Origin of the sequence: Vibrio sp. SBT000027, assembly GCF_963894355.1 — a bacterium.
Classification (GTDB): Bacteria; Pseudomonadota; Gammaproteobacteria; order Enterobacterales; family Vibrionaceae; genus Vibrio; species Vibrio splendidus.
The window spans coordinates 2,524,380-2,549,427 of record NZ_CAWQGD010000004.1; the positions used below are offsets into that span (position 1 = coordinate 2,524,380).

Below are 25,048 nucleotides of genomic sequence, written 5' to 3' on the forward strand. Positions count from 1 at the left end.
CCAGTTACTCCTGATCTTCCAGATCGGCAGCAGCCAACCTTGCCGCCTGTAGCACAAGCGTTGAATACATGCGCGACTCAGTAGCCAATTCATCGTCCCATTTAGACCAGATTCGTGAGATGTAGGTATCTCTACCCTCGCCCGTGAAGGCGAAGCTGTCATTAAAGGTATCGGCCATTTTCTTAAGCGACTTTTCTTCGTCATCGACCCATTTACCACGACTAAAGCCCGCTTCAACGCCAGCCAAGGCAGTTTTCGGGAAATACGGCAATGGGGCTGTCATGCCTTGGTAAAACAGTCGAACTAATTCAGCCAGCAAACTCTTCGCCTGCTGCGCATCGCCGATAGGTTGTAGCGTTTGGTGAACAACGCCCTCTTTTCTGTCGTAGCCAATAATATGGGTCGTTTTGCCATGGCCCATCACGGCACAACACAAGTGATCGATCCACGCGGCTAAGTAATCTTGCGAACGAACTTTACCGCTACGAAAACGCACTAAACCTGATTGATAGTTTTGAGTCAACCAACCCATCAAACGAACAGGCTTACCTTCTCCTAACACATCAAATTCGATATTTACTTCGAGATCTTGTTGCGGTGATCCGCTCACAAATCGAATCTCTTTAGCTAAGTCTTCCGCTTGAACACGGTTGGTTTCAAATTCGATATCACCAAAGGCTCCGACCGGTAAACGACCCTGTGCTTTTTGCTCAGAGACAAACAATCGAACCGCTTCGTCTGCGCCTTCAGGGTGGTCCAGTAACACTTGCAGCAAAGCATCCTTAAGTTGGAAACTCTCTAAACCATTAAGTACAAATGGCTCATCGTCTTCCATAACAGGAAGTGGCGGCTCAAACACCACTTTTAGACGACGATTAAAGAAGTACTGCACTGGCAAACGCCAAAAACGCTGTAACTCAACCAAATCGAGTTCTAACGGGTACGTCGCACCCAACAAATAGTCATCTAAGGCGCGATTAAATTCACCACTGCGTTCACCGGAACGGTTGGCCGCTGGAAGCCACTCTTTGGCGTAACTCAGCACATGGCTCGCATCACCTTGAGTAAACGCAGCAGGGCTGAACGGTGTCATGGTGTGTTCAAAGCTAATCGCTTGAGTCAGGTTGATGCCTGAATCATCACTTGGTAGCGCTTGGTCTTCACTCAAACAGTAGTTCTGTTGGCAGTACTCTATCAACTCTGAAACGAGCACCGATGGCACTCGCTCAGTATTATCTTGAATCGAACGGCCGACATAGCTGATGTACAAGCATTCTTGCGCCGACAGCATCGCCTCTAAGAATAGATAGCGGTCATCATCACGACGAGAACGATCGCCCGGTCGTGTGCGTCCGTTCATTAGATCAAAACCTTCTGGCGGCATTGAGCGAGGGTAAACACCATCATTCATACCTAACAAGCAGACGGTTTTGAACGGAATAGAACGCATCGGCATCAAGGTACAAAAGTTAACTTGGCCAGCTAAGAATCGCTGGCTAATACGCGCGCCAGATAACTTATTATTGAGGTACTGGTAGATAATGCTTGGCGACAGTTCTTGTTCGTACAAGGCATCATCAAGCTGTTCGTTCAGTTGCGAAAGTGCATCACGAATCGATTTGAGCACCACCTCGCCTTCTAGCTCCACTGCAAAGAAATCATCAATCATTTGCAGCAAGGTTTCACGCCACATATCGATAGATTGTGTTTCAGTTAAACGTTGGCGGTAATGGGCAATACGATCGATAAAGTGCGCTAACTTACCTGCAAGTTCGGCGTTAATGCCTTGAACTTCGTTATAAGCGGCAATCGGAGAGTGTTCAGTTTCAAACAAACCTGCAGAGTCTGACATCGCATAACCCAATAGCATGCGCTGAATGCCGAATAGCCAAGTATTTTGCTCGGTCGCAGGTAGATCAAATTCTGTTGCAGTTGAAGCATCAACCCCCCAACGAATGCCCGCCTCTTCAACCCATTGCTTGGCTTGCTCGAATTGAAACTCGTCAATACCAAAGCGTGCCATCATCGCTGGAATTTCTAACAGCTCTAGCAACTCAGAGGCTAGACAACGCGTATTCGGTAGCGCGACCAACTGCATGAAGGCCGTCAGAATGGGGCTTTCTTGATCTGCGGTTCTATCAGAGATCGAGTAAGGGATATAACGCTCACCCGGAGCATTACCAAATACTGCCTGAATCGCTGGGCTATAAGCATTAATGTCGGACACCATCACGATGATATCGCGTGGTTTCAGAGTCGGGTTGGCATCAAACATCGCCAACAGCTGATCATGAAGAACTTCCACCTCACGCATAGGGCTGTGACACGCATGTACGGTCAGAGAGCGATCGCCAAGATCAACCACCTGTTTATGGTTGCTGGAATCTAATATGTGGTCGTCTTGATGTTCTTCTAACTGGAGAATATCGGCTTGCAGTTGATGAAGCAGGTTATCCCTCTCAACATCAATAAAGAACTCATGCTCTTCGCTGTCTGATTGAGATAGCAAGAACAGGTTATCTCTGCCTAATTTACCCATAGATGCGAGTAAGCTATTACCGACCGCTTGGCTGGTATGCAGTTCGTCTTCAACGTTGGCTTCAATGCCATCTTTCAATGGTGATACTTCGCCTTCTAGTTGAGGTAAACCATCAACCAACGCAAACTGCTTGCGACGCTGGGCTTCAACTCTTGCCAAATATTTACGGTCGCGAATATCGCCCCAGTAATGTTGGCAAGGGTTGGTAAACATCAAGTGCACATCGATCTGTTCACCGAGTGCTTTCAGCGCATCCATATAACGAGGAGGCAACGAAGAAATACCAAACACGAACAAGCGTTTAGGTAGGTGCTGCAGTTGACCTTGTTGATTGGCTAACGCTTCAATGAAGTCGTGGTACAAATTGCCACGGTGGTATTTTGATTGGCCTTGAGACAGGGTTTGCTCATAGAGTGCTTGCCACAAAATCGGTTGCCAAGGGTGCTCTTGCTGCCCTTCATCATCGACCAATTCAGCAACGGGCTCTCCCGCCTCCCACATCGCCATCCATTCAGGCCGATACACCAAGTAACCATCGAAGATATCGGCAATTTTCTCTGCCAATTGATACAACTTAGAGTCATCTTCATCATTTTCAAGATAACGTTGCAGAGGCAAGAAATCAGGGTGGTCAAGCTTAGCGGGTAGCAAACTCATCAGCTTCCATGTCATCGCTTCCTTGTTAAAAGCACTGCGTTTAGGTACATCAGGAAGCACTTGGGTAAACATATCCCAAATGAAGGTTGCTGGAAGTGGGAAATCGATATTTGCTGCTACGCCAAACTCTTTGGCGAGTTCCATCTTAAGCCATTGAGACATACCTGGGCTCTGAACCAAGATCTGCTCTTTTTCGAAAGGATTGGCTAAAGGATCACTTTTGATTAAGTGAACGAGAAGGATTTTTAAAGTATCAACTTTATTGGAATGGTAAACAGTAAACAAAGTGCACTCACGCTAATCTTGCCACAATATAAAGCCAGATTAGCATAAGTGCCGTGTTTGGATTAGGAATATAAGCTTATGAAATACTGAAAACTTAAGGTCCGTTTATCTTTTGAACTATTGCTTCTTACAATCTACTACCTACCGCACTTAGAACACGGTGAGGTTTGTAATTCATGTAATAACGAACCGCCACATAACCCACTACAAACGTTGCCACAATCAATTCTAGATACGCTAGGTTGAACACTTGATCCACATAGTGAGCTTCCACACCAACAGTTTGCATCCAAGCCGCCAATTTGAATAACGCCGTTGCACCAATCACGATTGGGAAGGTAAACGCCGCATAGCCTGGGCTGAATGGCAGACGAAGTAGTTTGAAGAACGCTGCGTAAATGATGAACGTCATTAGCACTGCAATACCAAACAATAGACCGATGATAACTGGCGAAGGATTTGCCGTCACCGTTAGGTAGCCAGCTAGAGATAGACTTGCTGGTGCCGCCATAATCGCAATGGTTGGTTTCGCCGCATCTGGCACTTCATGAGAGAAGATCAAACGATAAATCATGAGAGGTAGCATTACCGCATAAACCAATAAACCAAAGACTAAAGTCGCGTGAGCTACGGGCTCTAAGATCGGGTTACCTGAAAAAGAAACGTCTGCCACGATAATACCGATTGGTGGCACAAACCAGCTAGGAACCATATGGTGAATCTCAAACTGTTTTGCTCTGTGGTATAAAAAGCTCACCAAGAACACAACATGTAATGCAACAGATGCTAGCCAAACACTTTCGCTGAGGAAGGTCGAAATTGGAGCCAAAGAAGCAGAAACAACCATACAACCCATCGCGAATGTGGGTACAACACTGCCGACAACAGGATGTGCAAGGTCTTCACGTAATAAGTGGCCGTGAATCAAAAATTTCACAGCTAAAACAAGAAGTAATACCGCCGCAATGCCAGCACTGATCCACTGCACCAAACCCGGTGTGTGTAAGATACCTTGTGCGACTAAAACACCATCCCAACACCAGCCTAAGCTTGCAATTGCGAGTGCTAACCCAGCCATGGGTGTTGGAGCTCCTGTTAATCTATATTTAATACGTTGAATCATGTCAGCCTCTCTTAAACTTAATTCACTAAACTTGTGAACTCATCAGCTTGTTGAAGCCATAATACGCTTGCGCTTCGTTAAACAATATCCAATTATATATAACAAGTGTTCATCAATACTGAACAGAATCCATTTTCACCAGCAGAGTAAAACTAGGAATCTGATGGCTAATATTTCAATTAAACAACTCAAAGTGTTCGTCACTATTACCCAGCACTCGACATTGACCGCAGCCTCTGAGGCTCTGTTTCTGTCTAAGGCCGCTGTCAGCATGGCGCTAGGCGAAATGGAGAAACAACTCGGTCACTCTCTATTTGACCGGGTTAATAACCGATTAATTCTCAATCAAGAAGGACAAAAGCTTCTTCCTTTGGCGGATGAGATATTACATCGTGCTGCTGGTATTGATGTTTTGTTCCGTGACGACCAGCCTTTAAGTGGCAATCTAAAGGTCGGTGCGAGTGACACAATTGGTAATCAGGTCGCACCGTTTATTCTGTCTGGCTTTCGTGAACGAACTCAACATCAGGATCAAAGCTTGTTCATTTCAAACAGTGCGCTGATCTGCCAAAAGTTGGTGGATTATGAACTTGATATCGCGCTAATTGAAGGAAAAACATTACACCCTGAACTCATTTCGAGTCAGTTTAGCAGCGATGAAATGTGTATTATTGTTAGTAATCAACATCCTCTCGTTTCAAAAGAAAAAGTGACTTTAAGCGATTTAGAAGATAGTCACTGGATTCTACGTGAATCAGGCTCAGGGACTCGCGAGTTTTTCCTTCGTGCAGTCGCACCGCGTATCGAACACTGGTATGAATCCTTTGAACTCAACACCACCGAGGCGATCATCAATTCAGTTTCTGCCAATCTTGGATTCGCGTGTTTATCACGACTGGCGGCGCAACGAGCAATTGATTCCGGCCGAGTTAAAGCACTCGATGTCCCGCTCGACATGAAACGCCGATTCTGGATGCTGGTGCACAAAGACAAATATCAGAGCCCGCTGCTGAAATCTTTCATGGGTTATTGTGAAGACTGGGCTACACATCAAGATTGAGGCCGCATAGTTAGGTCATCAACTGGACTTTTTGCATCAGAAACTGTATAAAAAGCCAGTAAAATTTATCAAACTTAGAGGATTAACCATGGCTGTTATCGTCAAGTACGTGGTCGAACGCAACGGAGAAGAGAAAATGACTTTTACCTCTAAAGCCGAAGCTGACGCATACGACAAAATGCTAGATATGGCTGATGAGCTTTTTGAACTGTTAAGCAAAAGCGATTTAGTTGAAGATGAAGGCAAGCAAGAAGAACTTGCAATGTACCTAGCAAAGAATAAAGAAGAAGTTCTTTACGCACTAGGTGCTAAGCGCAAACCAGCTCCGAAAAAAGAAAAGAAACTTGAAGCTGTTGAAGACGCAGAAGAAGATGCAGCGTAACTAGCTGATACCTCTGTTGAAAACGTCAATGACACCTCTAATTAGAGCTCGTTATTGGCGTTTTTTTATACTTATCGAAATATAATGAACTCTGTTTATAGTCGAAATCGCTCTAAACATTCGCTTGCATGAAAGTGTGATAAAGATCTAATCTATAGCCATCAGGTGATGGGGTTCCACCTAAGCTTTTGCTTCAACCGCCCGTTCTTTCGAACAGTGCTAATGACTCCTACAGAATCGAAAACAGGTAATACTGTTGGATGTATCGCTATTCCTCCATTTTGAAATGGGCTTAGTCTCTTAAGACCGAGCTTCATGACACCTTTGGATTATCGATACTCAAGATCTGTAGTGAATTAGCCGCACCTCTTCCAACACGTCCTGTTTTCTCAACACTCTAGGTCTTCAATGACTCTAACTGTGAGAAAACATTATGCACTACTCTTCTGAAATTCAATCAATGTGCCCTATTCAAAGGGGTGATCTGCACACTTCAGCGCCAATTCCAGTTGAAGGCGCTATGGTTAGTCCAAAAGACGTTATCGCTATTTCTGGCTTAAGCCATGGCGTCGGCACTTGTGCACCACAACAAGGTGCAGCAAAACTAACGCTGAACGTAAAAAACGGCATCATCGAAGAAGCACTAATCGAAACGATTGGTTGTTCAGGCATGACTCAATCAGCCGCGATGGCAGCCGAAATCCTCACCGGAAGAACCATTCTTGAAGCTCTGAATACTGACTTAGTGTGTGACGCTATTAACGTAGCCATGCGCGAAATCTTTCTGCAATTTGTTTACGGTCGAACTCAATCTGCATTCTCTGAAGGCGGCCTAGAAATTGGCGCTGCATTGGAAGACCTAGGTCAAACACAACGTAGCCAAGTAGGTACCAGCTATTCAACCTCAGCGAAAGGCGTTCGTTACCTAGAGCTTGCAGAGGGCTACGTGACCAAGCTTGCACTTGATGACCATAGCGAAGTGATTGGCTACGAATATCTCAACCTCGGCAAAATGATGAAGGCGATTAATCAAGGTATGTCAGCCAATGAAGCTGCAGACCTTGCTATGGGAACTTACGGTCGCTTCGATGAAGCCGTAACCACCATTAACCCACGCCAACAATAATTTTTGCCAATTTAGAGGAAAGATATGATGAACACTCAATTTAATGAATCAGTAACTCGCGTATTGGCAGAAATGAACTTCGACTCTTTAGAGCAAGCGAACCAATACTGTAAAGCCCACAACGTTGATCCAAAAGCCTTGGTGATGGATACCCAACCAATCGCTTTTGAAAGCGCTGCCGATGCTTATATCCTTGGTTCAGCACTAGCAATATTTCGCGAAGCCACCAGCGCAGAACAAGCAGCGAATATCATTGGTGAAGGGCTCCAAGCATTTACCAAACCCGGCAGTGTTGCTGAACAACGCCAAGTCGGTATCGGACATGGTGCGCTAGCCGCTCGTCTTCTCAATGAAGAGAGCCACTGCTTCGCCTTTCTTGCTGGTCACGAGTCTTTTGCTGCAGCTGAAGGTGCGATTAAAATTGCGCTAAACGTCAACAAATCGCGTCAAAACCCATTGAAAGTGATCTTAAATGGTCTAGGTAAAGATGCGGCTTATCTCATCTCTCGTATCAACGGCTTCACTTACGTGCGCACTCAATACGATTACCAAACAGGTGAGCTTGTTGAAGCAGAACGTCGCCGTTTCTCACAAGGTCCTCGTGGCGACATCTTGTGTTACGGCGCTGATGATGTACGTGAAGGCGTAGCGATTATGCACAGAGAAGAAGTGGATGTGAGTATTACGGGTAACTCAACCAACCCAACTCGCTTCCAGCACCCAGTAGCGGGTATCTACAAAGCAGAACGTACTCGCCAAGGGTTGCCATACTTCTCAGTTGCTTCAGGCGGCGGTACAGGTCGAACATTGCACCCAGATAACGTAGCGGCAGGTCCTGCGTCTTACGGCATGACAGATACCATGGGCAGAATGCACGCTGATGCTCAGTTCGCAGGTAGCTCTTCTGTCCCTGCTCACGTGGCAATGATGGGCTTCATCGGTATGGGTAACAACCCAATGGTCGGTGCGACGGTTGCATTGGCTGTGGCAGTGAGCGAATCTCTGAACGCATAACGACAAAATTGAGCGCCGCAATCTATCCATTGCTTGATTCCGTTAATTGAGAATCAAGCAATAACGGATGACCAAAACTCTACACCTATCACTAAAACCAAACAGCCAGCCTTATGCTGGCTGTTTTTTATTCACACTTGCTCTACTATCTATTTCTAATAATTATTTGTATCTAAGATTAAATACACAAACCATTGGTATTTAACTGCATCTTTTCAAAGGAATAATATGAAAGAGCTCATCATTCATACCATTACCGTGTTCATGGGCTTTTTTGCCATCATGAACCCTATCGCTAATACGCCAATCTTTCTTGGATTAACCGGTGACAATGACAGGGAAACGGTCAAATCTATCGCATTCCGATCGGTGCTTATCGCCTTCGTTATCGTCAGTACTTTTGCAATCTCTGGCAAACTGATCTTTGACCTCTTTGGTATCACGCTATACGCACTGCGCATCACTGGCGGCATTCTGGTCTTTTTGATTGGCTTTCACATGCTGCAAGGTGATTCAACACACTCAAAAGCAAAAGAGAAAGTAAACTCAGATGCCCAGCGAGACGCAGCTCTAAGTATCGCCGTATCACCTTTAGCTATGCCAATACTGGCTGGACCGGGCACCATTGCCACTGCGATGAACTTCGCCAGTACCGAAGGTATTTACGAGACCATCATTACCATTGTGGCATTTGGCCTCCTCTGCACCCTAACCTATGTCTTATTTGTATTCGGCGAACGCTTCGTTAAAGCTGTCGGACCAAGTGCACTAAACGTGATTACTCGAATGATGGGCTTGATACTCGCCGTTATCGGTATGCAGATGTTGATTGAAGGGATTGAGCAGGCTTATAAGGCGTTGTTTATCTAGAGTACGACCATAATTGCGTTGAACTGCATCATTTTCTCATTGCAGAAAACTATCTCTCAAAAGACAAGCAATATCATTTTACAGACTTTATCCCGATACGCCCTTTCATAACGAGGGCGCTCTCTTTATGATGAACGCAATTAAATTAACTTTGCTAACGGCAGCGCTTGTTATTCGAGTCGCTGTTATGGAATAGCAAAATCAAGACTCAACACATGGAGATTCAACATGGCTTACTTTTCACTAGCCTTCGGTACGGCAACCAAAAACCGCGACAATAAAATCATTGAAGCGTTCTTCCCTAACCCACTTCTAAACCCAAGCGACGCTCTTGTAGCAGCTGTAGCTGAAGTGTCAGGTTACGCTGAAGGCAACCAAGCTATAGAAATCTCTGCTGCACAAAGCGCAGAACTAGCGAAAGCATTCGCAGCAAACGACGATGCAGCAAACGCATCTTTCGCAGAAAAAGCGGCAGCGTCTGAACAGCCACTTGTTCTTGTTGTTCTTGCAACTGACGAGAAGCCAGCATCAGTTGCTGAAGGCTTCCTAAAGCTACAACTTATCTCTAACCGCCTAGTACAACCACACGGTACAGTACTAGACGGCATCTTCGGTCTACTGCACAACATCGCATGGACTAACGAAGGCCCAATCGACCTTCCTGAGCTACCAGAGCATCAAATCGAAGCTCGCCTTGCGGGTCGCGCTCTGTCTGTAGATTGCGTAGACAAGTTCCCTAAAATGGTGGATTACGTAGTACCAACAGGTATTCGTATTGCTGATACTTCTCGTGTTCGTCTTGGCGCACACGTAGGCGAAGGCACAACGGTAATGCACGAAGGTTTCATCAACTTCAATGCGGGTACTACTGGCGTGAGCATGGTTGAAGGTCGTATCTCTGCGGGTGTTGTTGTGGGTAACGGTTCAGACATCGGCGGCGGCGCTTCTATCATGGGTACTCTGTCTGGTGGCGGTACTATGGTTATCTCTATCGGCGAAAACTGCCTACTAGGCGCAAACGCTGGTCTTGGCTTCCCAATGGGCGACCGTTGTACGGTTGAGTCTGGTCTTTACGTGACTGCGGGTACTAAGGTTCGCATGTTAGATAAAGAAGGCAACGAAGTAGAAATCATTAAAGCTCGTGACCTTGCTGGTGTTTCTGATCTTCTATTCCGTCGTAACTCGATTACTGGCCAAATTGAATGTCTTGCGAACAAGTCAGCTGTTGAACTGAACAGCGAGCTACACAGCAACAACTAATCTACGCGCTAGATGCTAAATGCTACGAAGCCGCTGGGGTTAAATCCAGCGGCTTTTCTTTTATAGCGGTAAAGCAGAGAAGGTTATGCTTTTTCTGCTGCTAGCTGTTCAAGAGCTTGAATCGAAGTCTCTGAAACCAATGTTCCATCCATGTAGTAACTGACCTTGTCACCATCACGAACCCCCGTCAGAACAGCCTTCTGGCCATCGTTATAGGTGATATCCATTTGAATGGTGTTCTCATCGATCTGTTGCATCTCACCCCATTCAATATGGCGATTATTGAACCCAAGTGGGGCATCTTTCAGTGAGTCGTCAAGGCTATCGTTCACATCAATCATAGTATCGACTTTACTATCGAATATATGAGGTGCGCCAGTCAGTGGGTTTTTTCCTGCCCAGAATTCGATCGAGTTAAATACGATGTAATCGGCTGCGAATGTTAAAGCGTAAACTGGAGCAAGCAAGAAGTTGACCCCAGCACGAGCGTAACGGTTATCTACAACCTCAACGTTGAACTTCATTAATTTCCCAGTAACGGCGTTACTACCGACACACCCAGCTAACGACATGACAATCGCTGCCACTGCAACTGCTTTTGTAATTGTTGTTTTCATAGATCCCTCTTATGCCACGATGATTGATTCAGTTTTTGAACGGCCAAATTGAATTGTTCTTGTATGAACACAAGAAATGATGGCCTAACAAATTGATTCCATAACATTTAGCGTAGTGGAGATTTTTAGAACAGCAAACTGCAAACCTAATTTGTTTCGCTCTGGTTCCTGAAGAGTTGCCAATAAAAAAGCGCAGACCTTTCGATCTGCGCTTTTCGTTTTTGCTTAACCTAGCCTAGATTAACGCGACCTGTAAGAAAGTGATTAACCCACATTCTTACGTGCGTTTTGGAACATACGCATCCAAGCGCCGTTCTCGCCCCAACCTTCTGGAGACCAAGAGTTTGCAACCGTGCGGAATACACGCTCTGGGTGCGGCATCATGATAGTCACGCGGCCATCGGTCGTTGTTAGACCTGTGATAGCGTTTGGCGAACCGTTCGGGTTATTCGGGTATTGCTGCGTTTGGTTACCGTTGTTATCAACGTAACGTAGAGCAACCGTACCTGAGTTTTCAATCGCGTTTAGGTGGTCGTTATCACGTACTTCTACGCGGCCTTCACCGTGAGAAACAGCGATTGGCATACGAGAACCTTCCATGCCGTTGAAGAATACTGAGTCAGACTTCTGAACTTCAACTAAGCTGAAACGTGCTTCAAAGCGCTCAGATTCGTTGCGAACGAAACGCGGCCAGTATTCAGCTCCAGGGATGAGTTCACGTAAGTTAGACAGCATCTGACAACCGTTACACACACCTAGAGAGAAAGTATCTTCACGCTTGAAGAAGTTTTCAAATTGGTCACGCGTAGAGTCGTTAAATAGAACCGACTTAGCCCAACCTTCACCAGCGCCCAGTACATCACCGTAAGAGAAGCCACCACATGCCACAAGGCCGTTGTACTCTTCTAGTACCGCTTGACCCGTTAGGATGTCGCTCATGTGAATATCAGTCGCTTCGAAGCCTGCGCGGTCAAATGCCGCTGCCATTTCAACGTGAGAGTTAACACCCTGCTCACGTAGAATCGCCATCTTAGGCTTAGCGCCCGTGTTGATGTAAGGAGCAGCAATGTCTTCATTTACGTCGAAGCTTAGTTTCACGTTCAGACCAGGGTCTGAGTTGTCTTTCTTCGCTTCATGTTCTTGATCTGCACAGATTGGGTTATCACGTAGACCTTGCATCTTGTGCGTCGTCTCAGCCCAGATAGTACGTAGTTCAGTACGGTTACGCTGGATTACAACGTCTGCGCCTGACTTAATCACGACTTCATCTGATGCTTCAACAGAACCAATTACGTGTGAACACGCTTCTAGGCCATTTGCTGCAAGAGTAGAAAGAACTGCGTCTAGGTCGTCGTTACGAACTTGGATAACTGCACCTAGCTCTTCGTTGAAGAGTGCTGCTAGCGTATCTTCGCTGTTCTCTGATGCAGATAAAAGCGCTGCAATATCAGCGTTAACACCACAGTGACCTGCGAACGCCATTTCAGCTAGCGTTACGAATAGACCGCCATCGCCTTTATCGTGGTAAGCGACAACTTGGTCGTTTGCTACTAGCGCTTGAACGCCTTCGTAGAAACCTTTTAGTTGTGCTGCATTGTCTACGTCTGCTGGCTTGTCACCAAGCTGCTTGTAAACTTGCGCTAGCGCTGTAGCACCCATACGGTTTTTGCCGTTACCTAGGTCGATAAGAACTAGGCTTGTATTACCTTTGTCAGTGCGCAATTGAGGAGTGATTGTCTTACGAACATCTTCAACACGTGCGAACGCAGTGATAACAAGAGATAGTGGAGACGTTACTTCTTTCTGCTCGCCATTCTCTTCCCACTTAGTCTTCATCGACATTGAGTCTTTACCTACTGGGATAGTAAGACCAAGTGCCGGACATAGTTCTTCACCAACCGCTTTAACCGCTTCGTAAAGACCAGCGTCTTCACCAGGGTGACCTGCTGGAGACATCCAGTTAGCCGACAGTTTAATGTGTTTGATATCGCCGATGTTAGTCGCTGCGATGTTAGTAATTGCTTCACCAACCGCTAGACGAGCTGACGCTCCGAAGTCTAGTAGTGCCACTGGCGTACGCTCACCAAGAGACATTGCCTCACCGTGGTAAGAGTCGTAACTTGCTGCTGTTACTGCACAGTTAGCAACAGGAACCTGCCATGGGCCAACCATTTGGTCACGAGCCACAAGGCCTGTTACCGAGCGGTCACCGATAGTAATAAGGAATGTTTTCTCTGCCACTGTTGGTAGGCGAAGAATACGGTCAACTGCTTCGTTTAGTTCGATACCAGAACGGTCAATCGCAGGGTTGTTTGCTTTTAGCGTCTTCGCGTCACGGTGCATCTTAGGCGTTTTACCTAATAGGATGTCCATCGGCATGTCGATTGGCGTGTTGTCGAAGTGTGAATCTTCTAATTTAAGATCACGTTCTTCTGTTGCTTTACCAACAATCGCGAATGGAGCGCGTTCACGCTTACAAATCGCTTCAAATGTCGCTAAGTCTTTATCAGCAACCGCCATTACGTAACGCTCTTGAGATTCGTTACACCAGATCTCAAGTGGGCTCATGCCCGGCTCATCGTTTGGCACGTCACGTAAGTTAAAGATACCGCCACGCTCGCCATCGTCTACTAACTCAGGAAGTGCATTCGAGATACCGCCCGCGCCTACATCGTGGATGAATGCGATTGGGTTCGCATCACCAAGCTGCCAACAACGGTCGATAACTTCCTGACAACGACGTTCCATCTCTGGGTTTTCACGTTGTACAGAAGCAAAATCTAAATCTTCAGAAGACGAACCAGAATCCATTGAAGATGCAGCACCGCCACCAAGGCCGATGTTCATTGCTGGACCGCCAAGAACGATCAGGCTTGCACCTACTGGGATCTCTTTCTTCTGAACATGATCATCACGAATGTTACCTAGACCACCAGCCAGCATGATTGGCTTGTGGTAACCACGTACTTCTTCACCTGCGTGAGAGTTTACTTTCTCTTCGTAAGTACGGAAGTAACCTAATAGGTTTGGACGACCAAATTCGTTGTTGAATGCTGCGCCACCAAGAGGGCCTTCAAGCATGATATCCAAAGCAGTAACGATACGGCTTGGCTTACCAAAGTCTGTTTCCCAAGGTTGAACGAAGTTCGGGATCTTCAGGTTAGATACAGAGAAAGCAACCAGACCCGCTTTTGGCTTACCGCCAATACCAGTCGCGCCTTCATCGCGGATTTCACCACCTGAACCTGTCGATGCGCCCGGCCATGGAGAGATTGCCGTTGGGTGGTTGTGCGTTTCAACTTTCATCAAGATGTGTGTTTTTTCTTGGTGGTAGTTGTATTGGCGAGTTTCTGGATCTGGGAAGAAACGACCGACTTCAGAACCTGTCATTACCGCTGCGTTATCTTTATAAGCAGACAGAACGTGTTCTGGTGTCGTTTCAAAGGTGTTCTTAATCATCTTGAACAATGATTTTTCTTGCTTAACGCCATCGATAGTCCAATCAGCGTTAAAGATCTTGTGACGACAGTGCTCTGAGTTCGCTTGTGCAAACATCATTAGCTCGATGTCAGTCGGGTTACGACCTAGCTTCTCAGTGAAGCTTTCAAGAAGGTAATCAATTTCGTCTTCTGCAAGTGCTAGACCTAGGGTAACGTTTGCTTTTTCAAGCGCTTTACGTCCACCAGTTAGTAGGTCAACTTCCGCATAAGGAGCAGGCTCAGCAACAGTGAACAGTGCGGCCGCTGATTCGAAGTCAGTGAAAACCACTTCCATCATACGGTCGTGCAGAATGGCTTTCAGCTCAACAAGTTGAAGCTCAGAAAGTTCAGAAGAGGTTTCAATGTAGAAAGCAGTACCGCGCTCTAGACGTGACACTTTAGCCAGTCCGCAGTTGTGTGCGATATCTGTTGATTTTGAAGACCAAGGCGAGATAGTGCCCGGGCGTGGCGTTGCAAGCAGCAGTAAACCTTCAGGTTCATGCTCTTCAATCGTTGGACCGTAAGTCAGTAGCTTTTCTAGCTTCTCAACTTCAGACTCATCTAGGTCTGCCGTTAGATCAGCAAAGTGGGCAAACTCAGCGTAAATACCTGTTACAGGTAAGCTTAATTCACGACAAAGCTCTAAAAGCTTGTTAACACGAAACTCAGATAGAGCTGGGGAGCCACGCAAAATTCTCATGTGCTTACGTCTCTTATGCAGTTGATTAAGGTAGTATTGGAATAAATTCAGTGGGTTATAGGAACAACCTAACTGTTTTCTTCGAAGCTATTCCCGAAGGTTGCCAAACCTATGCCGATTCCACCTCTTCAATGCGAGCGCATTATAAAGCATTTCTTTTTGTGACGTAACACCAAAAGCAACCGTTTGCGTTATTTTTTTTATCTTTCTGTGTAAATGGTACTTTTGCTGCATTTATCAGCACTTTTACAACTGTTTAAATAAACCTGCTTTGCCAGCCTTGCGGGGTTTGGTATAAAGGGGCTTCCACTTTTCGAGATTTCATTTTGATGCCTAAATTTACGCTCATCTTTTCGTCTAAGTTCCTTCTGCTCGCTATTGCCCTATTTGGGTTGGCTGGATGCCAGATTGAATCTGAACCTAAAAGTGTCCTTGAGCAGATACGAGAGCGTGGCGTTCTTCGTGTCGGCACCCTGAATAACCAACTCTCTTATTACATCGGCCCAGATGGCCCTGCTGGCTTGGACTACGAGTTAGCTCGCGAGTTTGCAGAAGAGCTCGGTGTCAAGCTTGAGGTTAAACCTGCTTACCGTCTATCCGGCCTATTTCCTGCGTTAAAGAAAGGCGAGATCGATCTTATCGCAACGGGGTTGACACAAAATAGCAACCTGACACGTGCCTATCGCGCTGCGCCCGCTTATTACTATGTAAGCCAGCAAGTCGTGTACAAAAAAGGCCAGTGGCGCCCAAGAAACCTTGAGCAACTGATCAAGTTCGAGAATGAGCGTCAGGCTGATTTCGTAAAAGCACGAACTGAATCAGAAGAGATAGCGACTACTGACACATTGACGCCATCTTTGGTTGTAGTGAAAGACTCACACTTTGAGCCAACACTAAAACAGCTGCAAAACACACACGATGACTTTATCTACGATGCGATCGGTAATGCTGATATCAACGACTTGCTAAAAGAAGTCTCTACAGGGGAACGCTTGTTTACTGTGGCGGATTCGATTGAGCTGTCACTCGCACAACGTTTATACCCAGACGTAGCCTTGGCTTTTGAACTTACAGAAGACCAACCGATCTCTTGGTATTTACAGAAGTCTGAAGATGAAAGCCTTTATGCGCTGCTGATTGAGTTTTTCGGTAACCTAAAGCAGTCTGGTGAGCTCGCTTCATTGGAAGAGAAATATATTGGCCATATCGGCACCTTCGATTATGTCGATACTCGTGCCTTTATCCGCGCCTTGGATAGCAAGCTGCCAAAATGGTCTCCACTGTTTCAGAAATATTCGCAAGAATTTGATTGGCGCTTGATTGCTGCTTTGGCATACCAAGAGTCCCACTGGAATCCTGTCGCACGCTCTCCAACCGGTGTTCGAGGCATGATGATGTTAACGCTACCAACTGCGAAGAGCGTTGGTGTGACCAATCGTCTTGACCCTAAACAGTCGGTACAAGGCGGGGTTGAATACCTGCGTCGTATCGTTAACCGAGTGCCCGACTCAATCACTCAACACGAAAAGATCTGGTTTGCGCTTGCCTCATATAACGTAGGTTACGGGCACATGATGGATGCTCGTCGCTTAACCAAAGCACAAGGCGGTGATCCTGACGCTTGGGGTGATGTGAAAGACAGGCTGCCTCTGCTAAGACAGAAGAAGTACTACAGCAAAACTCGTTACGGTTATGCGCGTGGTGATGAAGCAAGGAATTACGTTGAGAACATTCGCCGTTATTACCAAAGCATTATCGGCCATGTGAATAAGCGTAATAAAGAGGAAGAAGCGAGCCTTGAAGGGTTGGTGGTTATCCCACCTTTAGAGATCTCGGGCGCTGAATCGACAATCAGTGCGGCTGAATCCGCTGTCGATGAAGCTGAGTCTTCCAAATAAATAAAAAAGAGCAATGCTATATAGCGTTGCTCTTTTTTTTATACATGGGCCTTTGGCTCGTATTGGCTGTTTCGCATTGAGAAACTAAACCAGCAAAGTGACCGTTAAATTTGAGGTGTCATATTGCAGTAACAATCGAACTTTATAACGTCACACCATAAGCGACATCATGCTCGGTTGGATTCAGATACTAACCATTGCAAGAGTGGTTCAGAAAGCTAACGCTAAGTTCGCGACAGAGCTCATAAACAAATAACCACTATAATTAAAACTGAAGTCATAATTACAAAGCCAGACGACAAATAGGAAATCGTTGAAATGATGAAGAGTAAACTGAAATCGAAGCGCCTTGATAAGACCGTTGCTGCAAACCGTCGTAAGCGTATGCTTTCAAATAATAAGAAGAAAATCATTTGGCGCAACCGTGCTTTCATGCAGATACTTTCTGAGTAAATATACCGAGTAAGTTTTCTGCGGCACTCTTGCTATCGAGAGTGCCGAAAGCTTGCTGCTATTTTTTGTTACAGACCTTGTTTTTGTTACAGACCTTGTTCTTGTTACTGACCTTATTCTTGTTACTTGCCTTGTCAGATTCTAAACACTGCTCTTCCAACAGACGGTCTTGCTTTCGTTTTTCTTTTATCTCTTTTCTACGACGCTTGAAAAACGCTTGCAGTTGCTCACGGCACTCTTGTTCTAACAAACCATTTTCCACGTCTGCATAGTGGTATGAGGCTTGGCTTTCAAAGAGGTTCAATACCGTACCTGCTGCACCCGCTTTTAAGTCAGGAGCCCCAAACACAATGCGCTTTACTCGGCTGTGTAACAAAGCTCCTGCACACATTGGGCAAGGCTCAAGCGTGACGTATAAGGTGGTATCGAGTAAGCGATAGTTTTCTAAAGCTTGCCCAGCTTTACGCAAGGTTTCGATTTCTGCGTGTGCCGTGGCATCGTGGCTTCCAATAGAACGGTTCCAACCTTCAGAAATAATCTCACCCTCTTTTACCAACACGGCACCAACGGGAACCTCTCCCTCTTTCTCTGCTTGCTTAGCAACCTCGATGGCGCGTCGCATGAAGATTTCATCTTGAGGGGTGAATTGATGGTCTGACAAAGGGAACTCCAGAAAACAAAGGATAAGAACAAAAAAAGGTATGCGTAGAAGCATACCTAATCTTAGTGATTATGAACAATAAAGAGATAACGAACAACAAGCGCGGGCTTGTTCGTTAAATATCTAGCGACTTATCTAACTAATAGCATCGCCTAGCTCATTGACTATTTTTGTCGCTTTCACACTCACAATACGGTTGTTCTCGACCGAGATAATTTCAAACTGCCATTGCTGACACTGAACGACTTCTCCCGTATCGGGTAAACGCCCGATTAACCAAGTCACAAGGCCATTCAATGTTTGGAAGCCTTCGCTTTCCCCTTCTAACTCTGACAGCTCTAAGCGGTTCTTGAGCTCACTGATAGGGATTAATCCATCCACCAGCAATCCGTCTTCCACTGGCTCTGTCCATAGGTCATTGGGGTTATTGGATAGCTCACCTGCAATCGCTTCGAGAATATCGTAATGAGTCACAAGGCCTTGCACATCGCCATACTCGTCAACAATGAATGCCATCTCGGTACCCGACTCTTTAAAGTAGCCAAGTAACCGCAGTGCCTTCATCGATTCTGGAACATAGATCGGTGACTTAGACAGCCCCATGATAACTTGAATACTTAAATTGCCTGCCTGATTCAGCAAGGCTTTGGACGACACCGTACCGACCACTTTATTGAGATGATCTTGGCATAATGGAAATACACTGTGCTTTGAAGAGCGCAGTTTCTTAAATATCAGCTCTACAGGTTGCTCAATATCTAGAAAGTCGACGTCTCGGCGTGGCGTCATCAACGAGCTCACAAGGCGGTCATCAAGCTGTAAGATATTGCGAATCATCTCTTGCTCGCCACGCTCTATCACACCTGATTCAGAGCCCTCTTTCACGAGTGCATGAATATCGTCTTCAGTCACACTGTCTTCTTCACCACCACGCCCCATCAGCTTTAAGATGCCTTCGGTTGACGCAGACAACGCAAACACAAACGGCGTCGCGATTTTAGATAACCAGAAGATTGGCAGCGCGACTAACACGGCGATGTTTTCAGCTTGAGACTGAGCAAAACGCTTTGGTACCAACTCACCCACAACAATCGCGAAGTAAGTAATACCGACAACGACTACCGTAGTAGACAAGATATTCGCTTGTGTTGGGTCGAATCCCCACAGCTCAAGTTGAACGGCCAGTGGCGCAGAGAGCGTCGCCTCGCCCACAATACCGCTGAGTAGGCCGATTACCGTAATACCGATTTGAATGGTTGAAAGGAAGCGGGTTGGGTTTTCTTTGAGCTCAAGAGCAATCTGAGCGGAGCGATGTTTTTCGGCTAAGCGTTTCAGCCGACTATTCTTTGCTGCTACCAGTGCAATCTCTGACATGGCAAACAGACCATTTAAAACAATTAACCCTACTAAAAGCAGAATCTTCATGTGGTTTGGATTTCCTAATTTTACCGGCCAACAATTAGCCGTGATCCGGAGTATAAGCTGAGTGCCTTTATTTTGAATATAAAAAGTTTTGGATATAGAAAGTTTGGGATATAAAAAGTCTTGGCAATAAAAATCTTGGATAAAAAAAACGGAAAAAGATGGCGAAAAAAAGCCCGCACATTTCGGTGCGGGCTTCGATGATTTTTATGTTAGTTCGTTTTGCTTTTCTTACTTAGCTTACATTGTGTAAGTGTAAGGTGCCTGGATACCTAGTGGGATACCAAGAGCCCAGTAAGCTAGCAAGAAGATAGACCAACCGATTAGCATCGCAATCGAGAACGGCATCATTAGAGAAGCTAGAGTACCGATACCTGTCGACTTAACGTAGCGTTGACAGTAAACAACAACCAGTGGGAAGAACACCATCAGTGGAGAAATGATGTTAGACACTGAGTCACCTACACGGTAAGCCGCTTGAGATAGCTCTGGAGAGATACCCACAACCATCAGCATAGGAACTAGGATAGGACCAATCAGTGCCCACTTAGCTGAAGCAGAACCTACAAGAAGGTTAACTGCAGCCGTTAGTAGAATCATACCAACAACCGTTGCTTCACCAGGAAGATCCATCGCTTTCAGGCCTTCAGCACCGTAAAGCGCCAGCATAGTACCGATGTTTGATTGAGCGAATGCAGATAGGAACTGAGCACAGAAGAACGACATTACAATGTATGCGCCCATCGTTGCCATTGTCTCAGACATCGCTTTGATAACATCGTTACTATTCTTGAATGTACCCGCTACACGGCCGTAGACGATACCCGGAATAATAAACAGAATGAAGATCAGAGGAACGATAGACTTCATTACTGGTGCTGAGAACGCCGTTAGTTCACCTTCAGGCGAACGAAGTGCTGAGTTTTCAGGAACCAAAGCAGCGATAAGCAGACCAATACCTGCAACCATAGCCCAACCAGCGAATTTGAATGCTTTAGATTCAATCGCTGTGAACGTACCTAGATCAGGTGCTTGTTCAGCATCTTCATCTACTGGAGTTTTTGCAAGACGAGGTTCAATGATCTTCTCTGTCACGTACCAACCGATACCAACAATGAGAACTGAAGACAAACCAGTAAAGAAAATGTTCGCTAGAGGGTTAACCACGTATGCAGGGTCAAGAACGTTTGCCGCTGTTTGAGTGAAGCCTGCTAGTAGCGGGTCAATACCTGAAGGAATGAAGTTCGCTGAGAAACCACCTGATACACCAGCAAACGCTGCTGCAATACCCGCTAGAGGGTGACGACCCGCTGCGTGGAAGATGATACCGCCAAGAGGGATTACTAGAACGTAACCTGCATCTGCTGCTGTGTGAGACACGATAGCAACAAGGATTAGCATTGGCGTTAATAGCTTAGCTGGCGTGAAGTTCAACATCTTCTTAAGGCCAGTCGTAATGAAGCCTGAAGAGTCAGCAACGCCAACACCTAACATAGCAACAAGTACGATGCCTAACGGTGCGAAGCCTGTGAACGTGGTAACCATATTCGCTAGGAAGCTAGCAAGCGCTTCACCAGTTAATAGGTTGTTTACTTCTAGAGCAGCACCCGTTTGAGGGTTGATTAGGTCGAATGAAAGATTCGATAAAAGTGCAGATGCTACCCATACGATAACTAGAGCCCAGAAGAACAGAATTGCAGGGTCTGGAATTTTGTTGCCGGCGCGTTCAATGAAGTTTAGAAAGCGGTCCATCCCACTGATCTTCTCAGTCGATGGTGCTTTTTTTACAGCTTGGTTACTCATTGTAACTCCATATGTGATGTTGTTTGTTTAGGCCTAATAAAAGTTTTGACCATGGCCTATTGGTACAGCACATATTCTATTAAAGTCGCTGTTAAAAAGCACAAGGTTCCACATCATTTTCCATAAATGGAGACATATTTTGCAAAAATACTGTACAACAGCAACAATATAAAAACACAAAAAACACCATTCCATATACAGAGTTTTAACTGGCACGTAAACAATGTCCGAGGAGTGAAAACTATCAGTAAAGGGGATGCGTAGGCCTTGGCATGCAGTAAACGTTTGCTTAATAGATCAATCAAACTCACTGTATTTGGAGAGCAGAGTCTCGAGGTAAATGCTTTGCGAATGGTTCATACGATCTTGCCATGCAACGGAAACAGTAATGCTTTTTAACGCTCCCGACAAAGCGCCAGCAGCATTCTCCACTTCACAAGTCATCGCATACCCAGAGTCCGACAAACCGGATAAAGGATCTGAGCTTGCTGTGTTGAGACAATAGTTCGCTTGATTGAGTTGCGAAAAAGGAATAAGCCCTATTGCCCCACTCACATCTGAGACTCGCGTTCGATAATATTCCATTTGCCTTTCAGCAAAGTGAAGTGCCTCTACACTGTGAAGCGCAAAGTCCGACTTTTGCTCCGCATAAACTTGCAGCTTAACCAACCCTAGAGAAGCTACACCGATCAATAGAAAAGAGATAAGAACCTCTATCAGGCTAAAACCTGAGTGTTTAGAAATCATTCCATGATCCTCGCTTCCATTTAACTACTGGATTCCCACCCGGAATATTCCCTGAATCAAAGTCCAAACTTAGTGCCACGCCAAACACAGTCATCCCCCCAGGAGTATCAAAAACGTAGCCTCCTTTAGGTTTAAAAGAACCTCTGGAAAAGAAAGTTAATTTTTCTTTTTGCGCGGCTGTTAATTCAGCATCCGCAAGGTTTGCTGTTGTAGATACCTTTGCGGTCCAGCGACCTGACAGATCTGTTCCCGTACCTATCAATGAAGTAAATAAGTGATAAATTACTCCAGGAAAATTATTCGCCCCATTTACGGCAACTATCCCATCCTGAATAACAAGGATTTTTGAATCATTGCCAATTTCTGATTCACTCAGACTTCCTCCGTCTTCAAGGTCACAATCACCAATAACCCAGACTTTATTATTAATCGCGAATGCGTCCTTTATTTTGTCTTGGCATGTATTCCCGGAGTCTCCACTCACACTGCCAACTATTACTTCATAGTCTACTTTTATCGCCGGCAGATTATCCCGAGTATTACCAAAAAAACTCTCGAAAGGATCTAAAGTTCCATCGTGTACAAAGTCATTTTCAATCAGTTTTCCATCACCTTTGTGCGAGTTATCACTCCCATTAACAGTCAAGTCATAATCCCACTGGCTGTTCTTCTTACATTTGGAATCATCGCACTCATACTCTGAGCTACCAGTATCTGTTTTATAGGCACTGTTACATATCACACCTGTTGGGTTTAGTGTTTTAAAAGCCCCATTAATTATTAACTGCTCACTATATCTTACAGACACACACCTATCGGAACCTTCGACATCAGGGACAAACTCATTAGCCCCTATCAACTTAAGATTTGATCGTGCTTGAATAGCTCCCACAGAGCGAGACACCGAATATATGCTTTTAGATAGGAGATGTTTATCGCTCTTTGAACTTACTATATACCGACTGTGCCCACTAGTAGATGGAGAAAAGCCAATCATAGAGAGGTCGCAAGAACCATAGTTTTGCTCAATAGGGTGAATAGACGAGTCAGTTTTCATTATTGAATATGCACACTCTAAACCACCTTCTGAACGCCAATGATTTTGCCTTCCTTCCACCTCATTCTGAGCCACTTTAATTTGATGAAACACACTGCGATACGTGCCTAACGTCACCACTAAAGCACCAACTAAAAGCACCGATGTGATCAACAAGGTCACCACGCCGCGTTGCTTTCTAAACACCATCATTGCCAGTTCCTTTGTTTAACGGAAAACGAAACCGATTTGGTAACACCTGCGGTTGGAATTGAAGCCGTAATGCTGATATCGGTAAGCGTGGTTTTAATAGAGTTCTGCTCTAATAACTGTGCATCAACGCTGAATGCGTCTACCTCGATCAGGCTGTCATCGAAAAGTGAGTAACATCCAGTAACCTGATTAAAAATAGGAATCGCCTCAGATACAGTGGTGCCCTTCTCACAAATTTGTAGCTTGGTTCCATCTTTCCGATAAACGATATTTCGATTATCTTTGTTTCCGTTCGAGCCCTCTCTGAAATAGACAAACCCAACGGCAACACCGCCACTCACTTGGATGGTGTTACTCGCTCCAGACAACTTGATTGAGTAACCATTAGAGCCATCGTAGCCCGCCCGTTGGATATCCTCCTTCATCACCTGCATCGTACTGGTTAGATTTTGCAGCAGTAATAACTCAATGCCTTTATCTTTAGCAATTCTCTGCCCTGTTATAAAGACACTACCGATAATCGAAATCGCGAACACACCAATCACAGACGCCACCATTAACTCAATTAATGATGTGCCTTGCTGCTTGCTAGGAGCTACCGCTGTCGATTTAACAGGCATCATAGCCATACTGTGCACTCGATTCACCGCACACCTTAATTCGCCCCGGTGGACTGGATAATTTGATCAACATCCGATCGGTTGAAGCTGTATTAGGAGCTAAATAGAGAGTCCCACGAGCAGGCCTCCCACGAACGCTCTCAAAAGTAATTCTGTCTCCGGTGTAATTATGAGAAAAAGAAAGGTCACGAAAAGGTTCACCCGACAACTGCAGTAAGGTTTCTCCTGACAAGTCTTCGGTTGGTTTTAACCAAACAGTCCAATCTCCAGTTGATTGCACTTCATTCTTTTCCATCGAGAAATGAACCCAAAGATCTTGATTCCTTTTTACTGACTCTGACTTGGCCTGAATAAGGAAACCATTCAACTCGCTAGCCAATCTCTGCATCTTCACAGCTTGCGTTACTGAACTAAAACTCGGGGCAGCCGTCGCTATCAGTATCGATAACACCGACACCGTGATTAAAAGCTCTAATAAAGTAAACCCGCGAGTCATTTCCCAATTTCCTATGTAATACCGCTCGTAACCGTATTTAATCTTGCGCCGATGCTACCACCGGAGAAAAATAGGCAGAGATATTAAAGGAAACTACTCGCGATGATTCGAAGAAATATATGCAACAACAACAACTTAAGCATTAGAGGGATGACATTGATCGAATTATTGATCGCTGTCGCCATCGTGGGGATACTCGGCGCCATTGCCTATCCAAGTTATACAAACCATGTAATCAAAGCGCATCGAGTCACAGCGATAGCTGATATGACAAAGATACAATTGGAAATAGAGACGCTGTACACGGGGAACTATGCATCCGCAGCGGAGAATATTATTTCCGGAGGGACATGTTTGTTTTGCGATACCGACACCAGCCGATACACGTTAGCGATTTCGGCGAGTAGTACAACCTATGCCATTCAAGCAGAACCACTTTCACAGCAAGTGAATGATGAATGTTTAGACTCGAATACCGATATATTGGAATTACACCACTCGGGTGTTTCAGAGCCAGAAGCGTGTTGGAAGTAACAAGAACAACCACCAAAGGGCTCGATAATTTATCTGAGAAATCTCGACTCTTT

General features: G+C 45.5%; 20 protein-coding genes and 1 riboswitch. Of the genes, 9 read left to right on the forward strand and 11 right to left on the reverse strand.

The features are described 5' to 3' along the window. Nucleotides 1–4: 4 nt before the first annotated feature. Nucleotides 5–3,481 (reverse strand): exodeoxyribonuclease V subunit gamma, encoded by a 3,477-nt coding sequence (recC, locus tag AACU28_RS21215; RefSeq protein ID WP_121603554.1) that lies wholly within the window; start codon nt 3,479–3,481, stop codon nt 5–7. 127 nt (nt 3,482–3,608) lie between these two features. Next, nucleotides 3,609–4,604, reverse strand: coding sequence for a TDT family transporter (locus tag AACU28_RS21220; RefSeq protein ID WP_183091205.1), 996 nt, complete (start codon nt 4,602–4,604; stop codon nt 3,609–3,611). A 163-nt stretch (nt 4,605–4,767) separates the two neighbouring features. Between AACU28_RS21220 and AACU28_RS21225 the strand changes: the two genes are divergently transcribed. The 6 genes from AACU28_RS21225 (at nt 4,768) to dapD (ending at nt 10,316) form a co-directional block, all read left to right on the forward strand. Then, nucleotides 4,768–5,664 carry a LysR family transcriptional regulator gene (locus tag AACU28_RS21225; protein ID WP_076677890.1) on the forward strand — a complete coding sequence of 299 codons (897 nt, stop codon included), beginning with the start codon at nt 4,768–4,770 and terminating at the stop codon, nt 5,662–5,664. A gap of 88 nt (nt 5,665–5,752) precedes the next feature. Continuing rightward, nucleotides 5,753–6,046 (forward strand): YebG family protein, encoded by a 294-nt coding sequence (locus AACU28_RS21230; protein WP_004735185.1) that lies wholly within the window; start codon nt 5,753–5,755, stop codon nt 6,044–6,046. Between the two features lie 155 nt (nt 6,047–6,201). After that, nucleotides 6,202–6,285, forward strand: a riboswitch (Fluoride riboswitch). 194 nt (nt 6,286–6,479) lie between these two features. Next, nucleotides 6,480–7,172 carry an iron-sulfur cluster assembly scaffold protein gene (locus AACU28_RS21235; RefSeq protein WP_065206889.1) on the forward strand — a complete coding sequence of 231 codons (693 nt, stop codon included), beginning with the start codon at nt 6,480–6,482 and terminating at the stop codon, nt 7,170–7,172. A 24-nt stretch (nt 7,173–7,196) separates the two neighbouring features. Then, nucleotides 7,197–8,186, forward strand: coding sequence for a GGGtGRT protein (locus tag AACU28_RS21240; RefSeq protein ID WP_102540266.1), 990 nt, complete (start codon nt 7,197–7,199; stop codon nt 8,184–8,186). 228 nt (nt 8,187–8,414) lie between these two features. Continuing rightward, entirely contained in the window at nt 8,415–9,056 is a 642-nt protein-coding gene (locus AACU28_RS21245) for a MarC family protein (protein ID WP_017079911.1), read from the forward strand. 228 nt (nt 9,057–9,284) lie between these two features. Next, nucleotides 9,285–10,316 carry a 2,3,4,5-tetrahydropyridine-2,6-dicarboxylate N-succinyltransferase gene (dapD, locus tag AACU28_RS21250; protein WP_121603556.1) on the forward strand — a complete coding sequence of 344 codons (1,032 nt, stop codon included), beginning with the start codon at nt 9,285–9,287 and terminating at the stop codon, nt 10,314–10,316. 83 nt (nt 10,317–10,399) lie between these two features. On the opposite strand, the gene AACU28_RS21255 is transcribed toward dapD, so the two are convergent. Further along, entirely contained in the window at nt 10,400–10,933 is a 534-nt protein-coding gene (locus AACU28_RS21255; RefSeq protein ID WP_004735180.1) for a DUF3332 domain-containing protein, read from the reverse strand. 264 nt (nt 10,934–11,197) lie between these two features. Continuing rightward, on the reverse strand, nt 11,198–15,112 hold the full coding sequence (purL, locus tag AACU28_RS21260; RefSeq protein WP_121603557.1) for a phosphoribosylformylglycinamidine synthase: 3,915 nt from the start codon (nt 15,110–15,112) through the stop codon (nt 11,198–11,200). Nucleotides 15,113–15,441: 329 nt separating this feature from the next. On the opposite strand from purL, the gene mltF reads away from it, so the two are divergent. Together mltF and AACU28_RS21270 are read left to right on the forward strand one after the other, a co-directional pair. Further along, on the forward strand, nt 15,442–17,010 hold the full coding sequence (gene mltF / locus AACU28_RS21265) for a membrane-bound lytic murein transglycosylase MltF (RefSeq protein WP_121603558.1): 1,569 nt from the start codon (nt 15,442–15,444) through the stop codon (nt 17,008–17,010). A 318-nt stretch (nt 17,011–17,328) separates the two neighbouring features. After that, nucleotides 17,329–17,463 carry a hypothetical protein gene (locus AACU28_RS21270; RefSeq protein ID WP_004735176.1) on the forward strand — a complete coding sequence of 45 codons (135 nt, stop codon included), beginning with the start codon at nt 17,329–17,331 and terminating at the stop codon, nt 17,461–17,463. 58 nt (nt 17,464–17,521) lie between these two features. On the opposite strand, the gene tadA is transcribed toward AACU28_RS21270, so the two are convergent. From tadA to AACU28_RS21305, 7 genes are all read right to left on the reverse strand, one after another. Continuing rightward, nucleotides 17,522–18,178 carry a tRNA adenosine(34) deaminase TadA gene (gene tadA / locus AACU28_RS21275; RefSeq protein WP_076644755.1) on the reverse strand — a complete coding sequence of 219 codons (657 nt, stop codon included), beginning with the start codon at nt 18,176–18,178 and terminating at the stop codon, nt 17,522–17,524. Nucleotides 18,179–18,259: 81 nt separating this feature from the next. Further along, nucleotides 18,260–19,549: a hemolysin family protein gene (locus AACU28_RS21280; protein WP_121603559.1), complete on the reverse strand. Its 1,290-nt coding sequence runs from the start codon at nt 19,547–19,549 to the stop codon at nt 18,260–18,262. 237 nt (nt 19,550–19,786) lie between these two features. After that, entirely contained in the window at nt 19,787–21,349 is a 1,563-nt protein-coding gene (locus tag AACU28_RS21285) for an AbgT family transporter (protein ID WP_065607463.1), read from the reverse strand. Nucleotides 21,350–21,646: 297 nt separating this feature from the next. Beyond that, a complete protein-coding gene (locus tag AACU28_RS21290) occupies nt 21,647–22,096 on the reverse strand; it encodes a prepilin-type N-terminal cleavage/methylation domain-containing protein (RefSeq protein ID WP_121603560.1) in 450 nt (149 codons plus the stop codon). Beyond that, nucleotides 22,086–23,345: a hypothetical protein gene (locus tag AACU28_RS21295; protein ID WP_259462841.1), complete on the reverse strand. Its 1,260-nt coding sequence runs from the start codon at nt 23,343–23,345 to the stop codon at nt 22,086–22,088. The genes AACU28_RS21290 and AACU28_RS21295 overlap by 11 nt, the downstream gene beginning before the upstream one ends. Beyond that, nucleotides 23,342–23,974 carry a PilW family protein gene (locus AACU28_RS21300; protein ID WP_121603561.1) on the reverse strand — a complete coding sequence of 211 codons (633 nt, stop codon included), beginning with the start codon at nt 23,972–23,974 and terminating at the stop codon, nt 23,342–23,344. Before AACU28_RS21300 ends, AACU28_RS21295 begins: the two co-directional genes overlap by 4 nt. Further along, on the reverse strand, nt 23,955–24,461 hold the full coding sequence (locus tag AACU28_RS21305) for a GspH/FimT family pseudopilin (protein WP_017091999.1): 507 nt from the start codon (nt 24,459–24,461) through the stop codon (nt 23,955–23,957). The genes AACU28_RS21300 and AACU28_RS21305 overlap by 20 nt, the downstream gene beginning before the upstream one ends. Before the next feature lie 102 nt (nt 24,462–24,563). On the opposite strand from AACU28_RS21305, the gene AACU28_RS21310 reads away from it, so the two are divergent. Further along, nucleotides 24,564–24,995 (forward strand): type IV pilin protein, encoded by a 432-nt coding sequence (locus AACU28_RS21310; RefSeq protein ID WP_108086541.1) that lies wholly within the window; start codon nt 24,564–24,566, stop codon nt 24,993–24,995. The last annotated feature ends 53 nt before the right edge of the window (nt 24,996–25,048 follow it).

Excerpts from the sequence above, each read along its gene's own strand:
- AACU28_RS21220 (WP_183091205.1), bottom strand. The coding sequence starts at position 4,604 with ATGATTCAACGTATTAAATATAGATTAACAGGAGCTCCAACACCCATG.
- AACU28_RS21225 (WP_076677890.1), top strand. The coding sequence starts at position 4,768 with ATGGCTAATATTTCAATTAAACAACTCAAAGTGTTCGTCACTATTACC.
- AACU28_RS21230 (WP_004735185.1), top strand. The coding sequence starts at position 5,753 with ATGGCTGTTATCGTCAAGTACGTGGTCGAACGCAACGGAGAAGAGAAA.
- AACU28_RS21235 (WP_065206889.1), top strand. The coding sequence starts at position 6,480 with ATGCACTACTCTTCTGAAATTCAATCAATGTGCCCTATTCAAAGGGGT.
- AACU28_RS21240 (WP_102540266.1), top strand. The coding sequence starts at position 7,197 with ATGATGAACACTCAATTTAATGAATCAGTAACTCGCGTATTGGCAGAA.
- AACU28_RS21245 (WP_017079911.1), top strand. The coding sequence starts at position 8,415 with ATGAAAGAGCTCATCATTCATACCATTACCGTGTTCATGGGCTTTTTT.
- dapD (WP_121603556.1), top strand. The coding sequence starts at position 9,285 with ATGGCTTACTTTTCACTAGCCTTCGGTACGGCAACCAAAAACCGCGAC.
- AACU28_RS21255 (WP_004735180.1), bottom strand. The coding sequence starts at position 10,933 with ATGAAAACAACAATTACAAAAGCAGTTGCAGTGGCAGCGATTGTCATG.
- purL (WP_121603557.1), bottom strand. The coding sequence starts at position 15,112 with ATGAGAATTTTGCGTGGCTCCCCAGCTCTATCTGAGTTTCGTGTTAAC.
- mltF (WP_121603558.1), top strand. The coding sequence starts at position 15,442 with ATGCCTAAATTTACGCTCATCTTTTCGTCTAAGTTCCTTCTGCTCGCT.
- AACU28_RS21270 (WP_004735176.1), top strand. The coding sequence starts at position 17,329 with ATGATGAAGAGTAAACTGAAATCGAAGCGCCTTGATAAGACCGTTGCT.
- tadA (WP_076644755.1), bottom strand. The coding sequence starts at position 18,178 with ATGCTTCTACGCATACCTTTTTTTGTTCTTATCCTTTGTTTTCTGGAG.
- AACU28_RS21280 (WP_121603559.1), bottom strand. The coding sequence starts at position 19,549 with ATGAAGATTCTGCTTTTAGTAGGGTTAATTGTTTTAAATGGTCTGTTT.
- AACU28_RS21285 (WP_065607463.1), bottom strand. The coding sequence starts at position 21,349 with ATGAGTAACCAAGCTGTAAAAAAAGCACCATCGACTGAGAAGATCAGT.
- AACU28_RS21290 (WP_121603560.1), bottom strand. The coding sequence starts at position 22,096 with ATGATTTCTAAACACTCAGGTTTTAGCCTGATAGAGGTTCTTATCTCT.
- AACU28_RS21295 (WP_259462841.1), bottom strand. The coding sequence starts at position 23,345 with ATGATGGTGTTTAGAAAGCAACGCGGCGTGGTGACCTTGTTGATCACA.
- AACU28_RS21300 (WP_121603561.1), bottom strand. The coding sequence starts at position 23,974 with ATGGCTATGATGCCTGTTAAATCGACAGCGGTAGCTCCTAGCAAGCAG.
- AACU28_RS21305 (WP_017091999.1), bottom strand. The coding sequence starts at position 24,461 with ATGACTCGCGGGTTTACTTTATTAGAGCTTTTAATCACGGTGTCGGTG.
- AACU28_RS21310 (WP_108086541.1), top strand. The coding sequence starts at position 24,564 with ATGATTCGAAGAAATATATGCAACAACAACAACTTAAGCATTAGAGGG.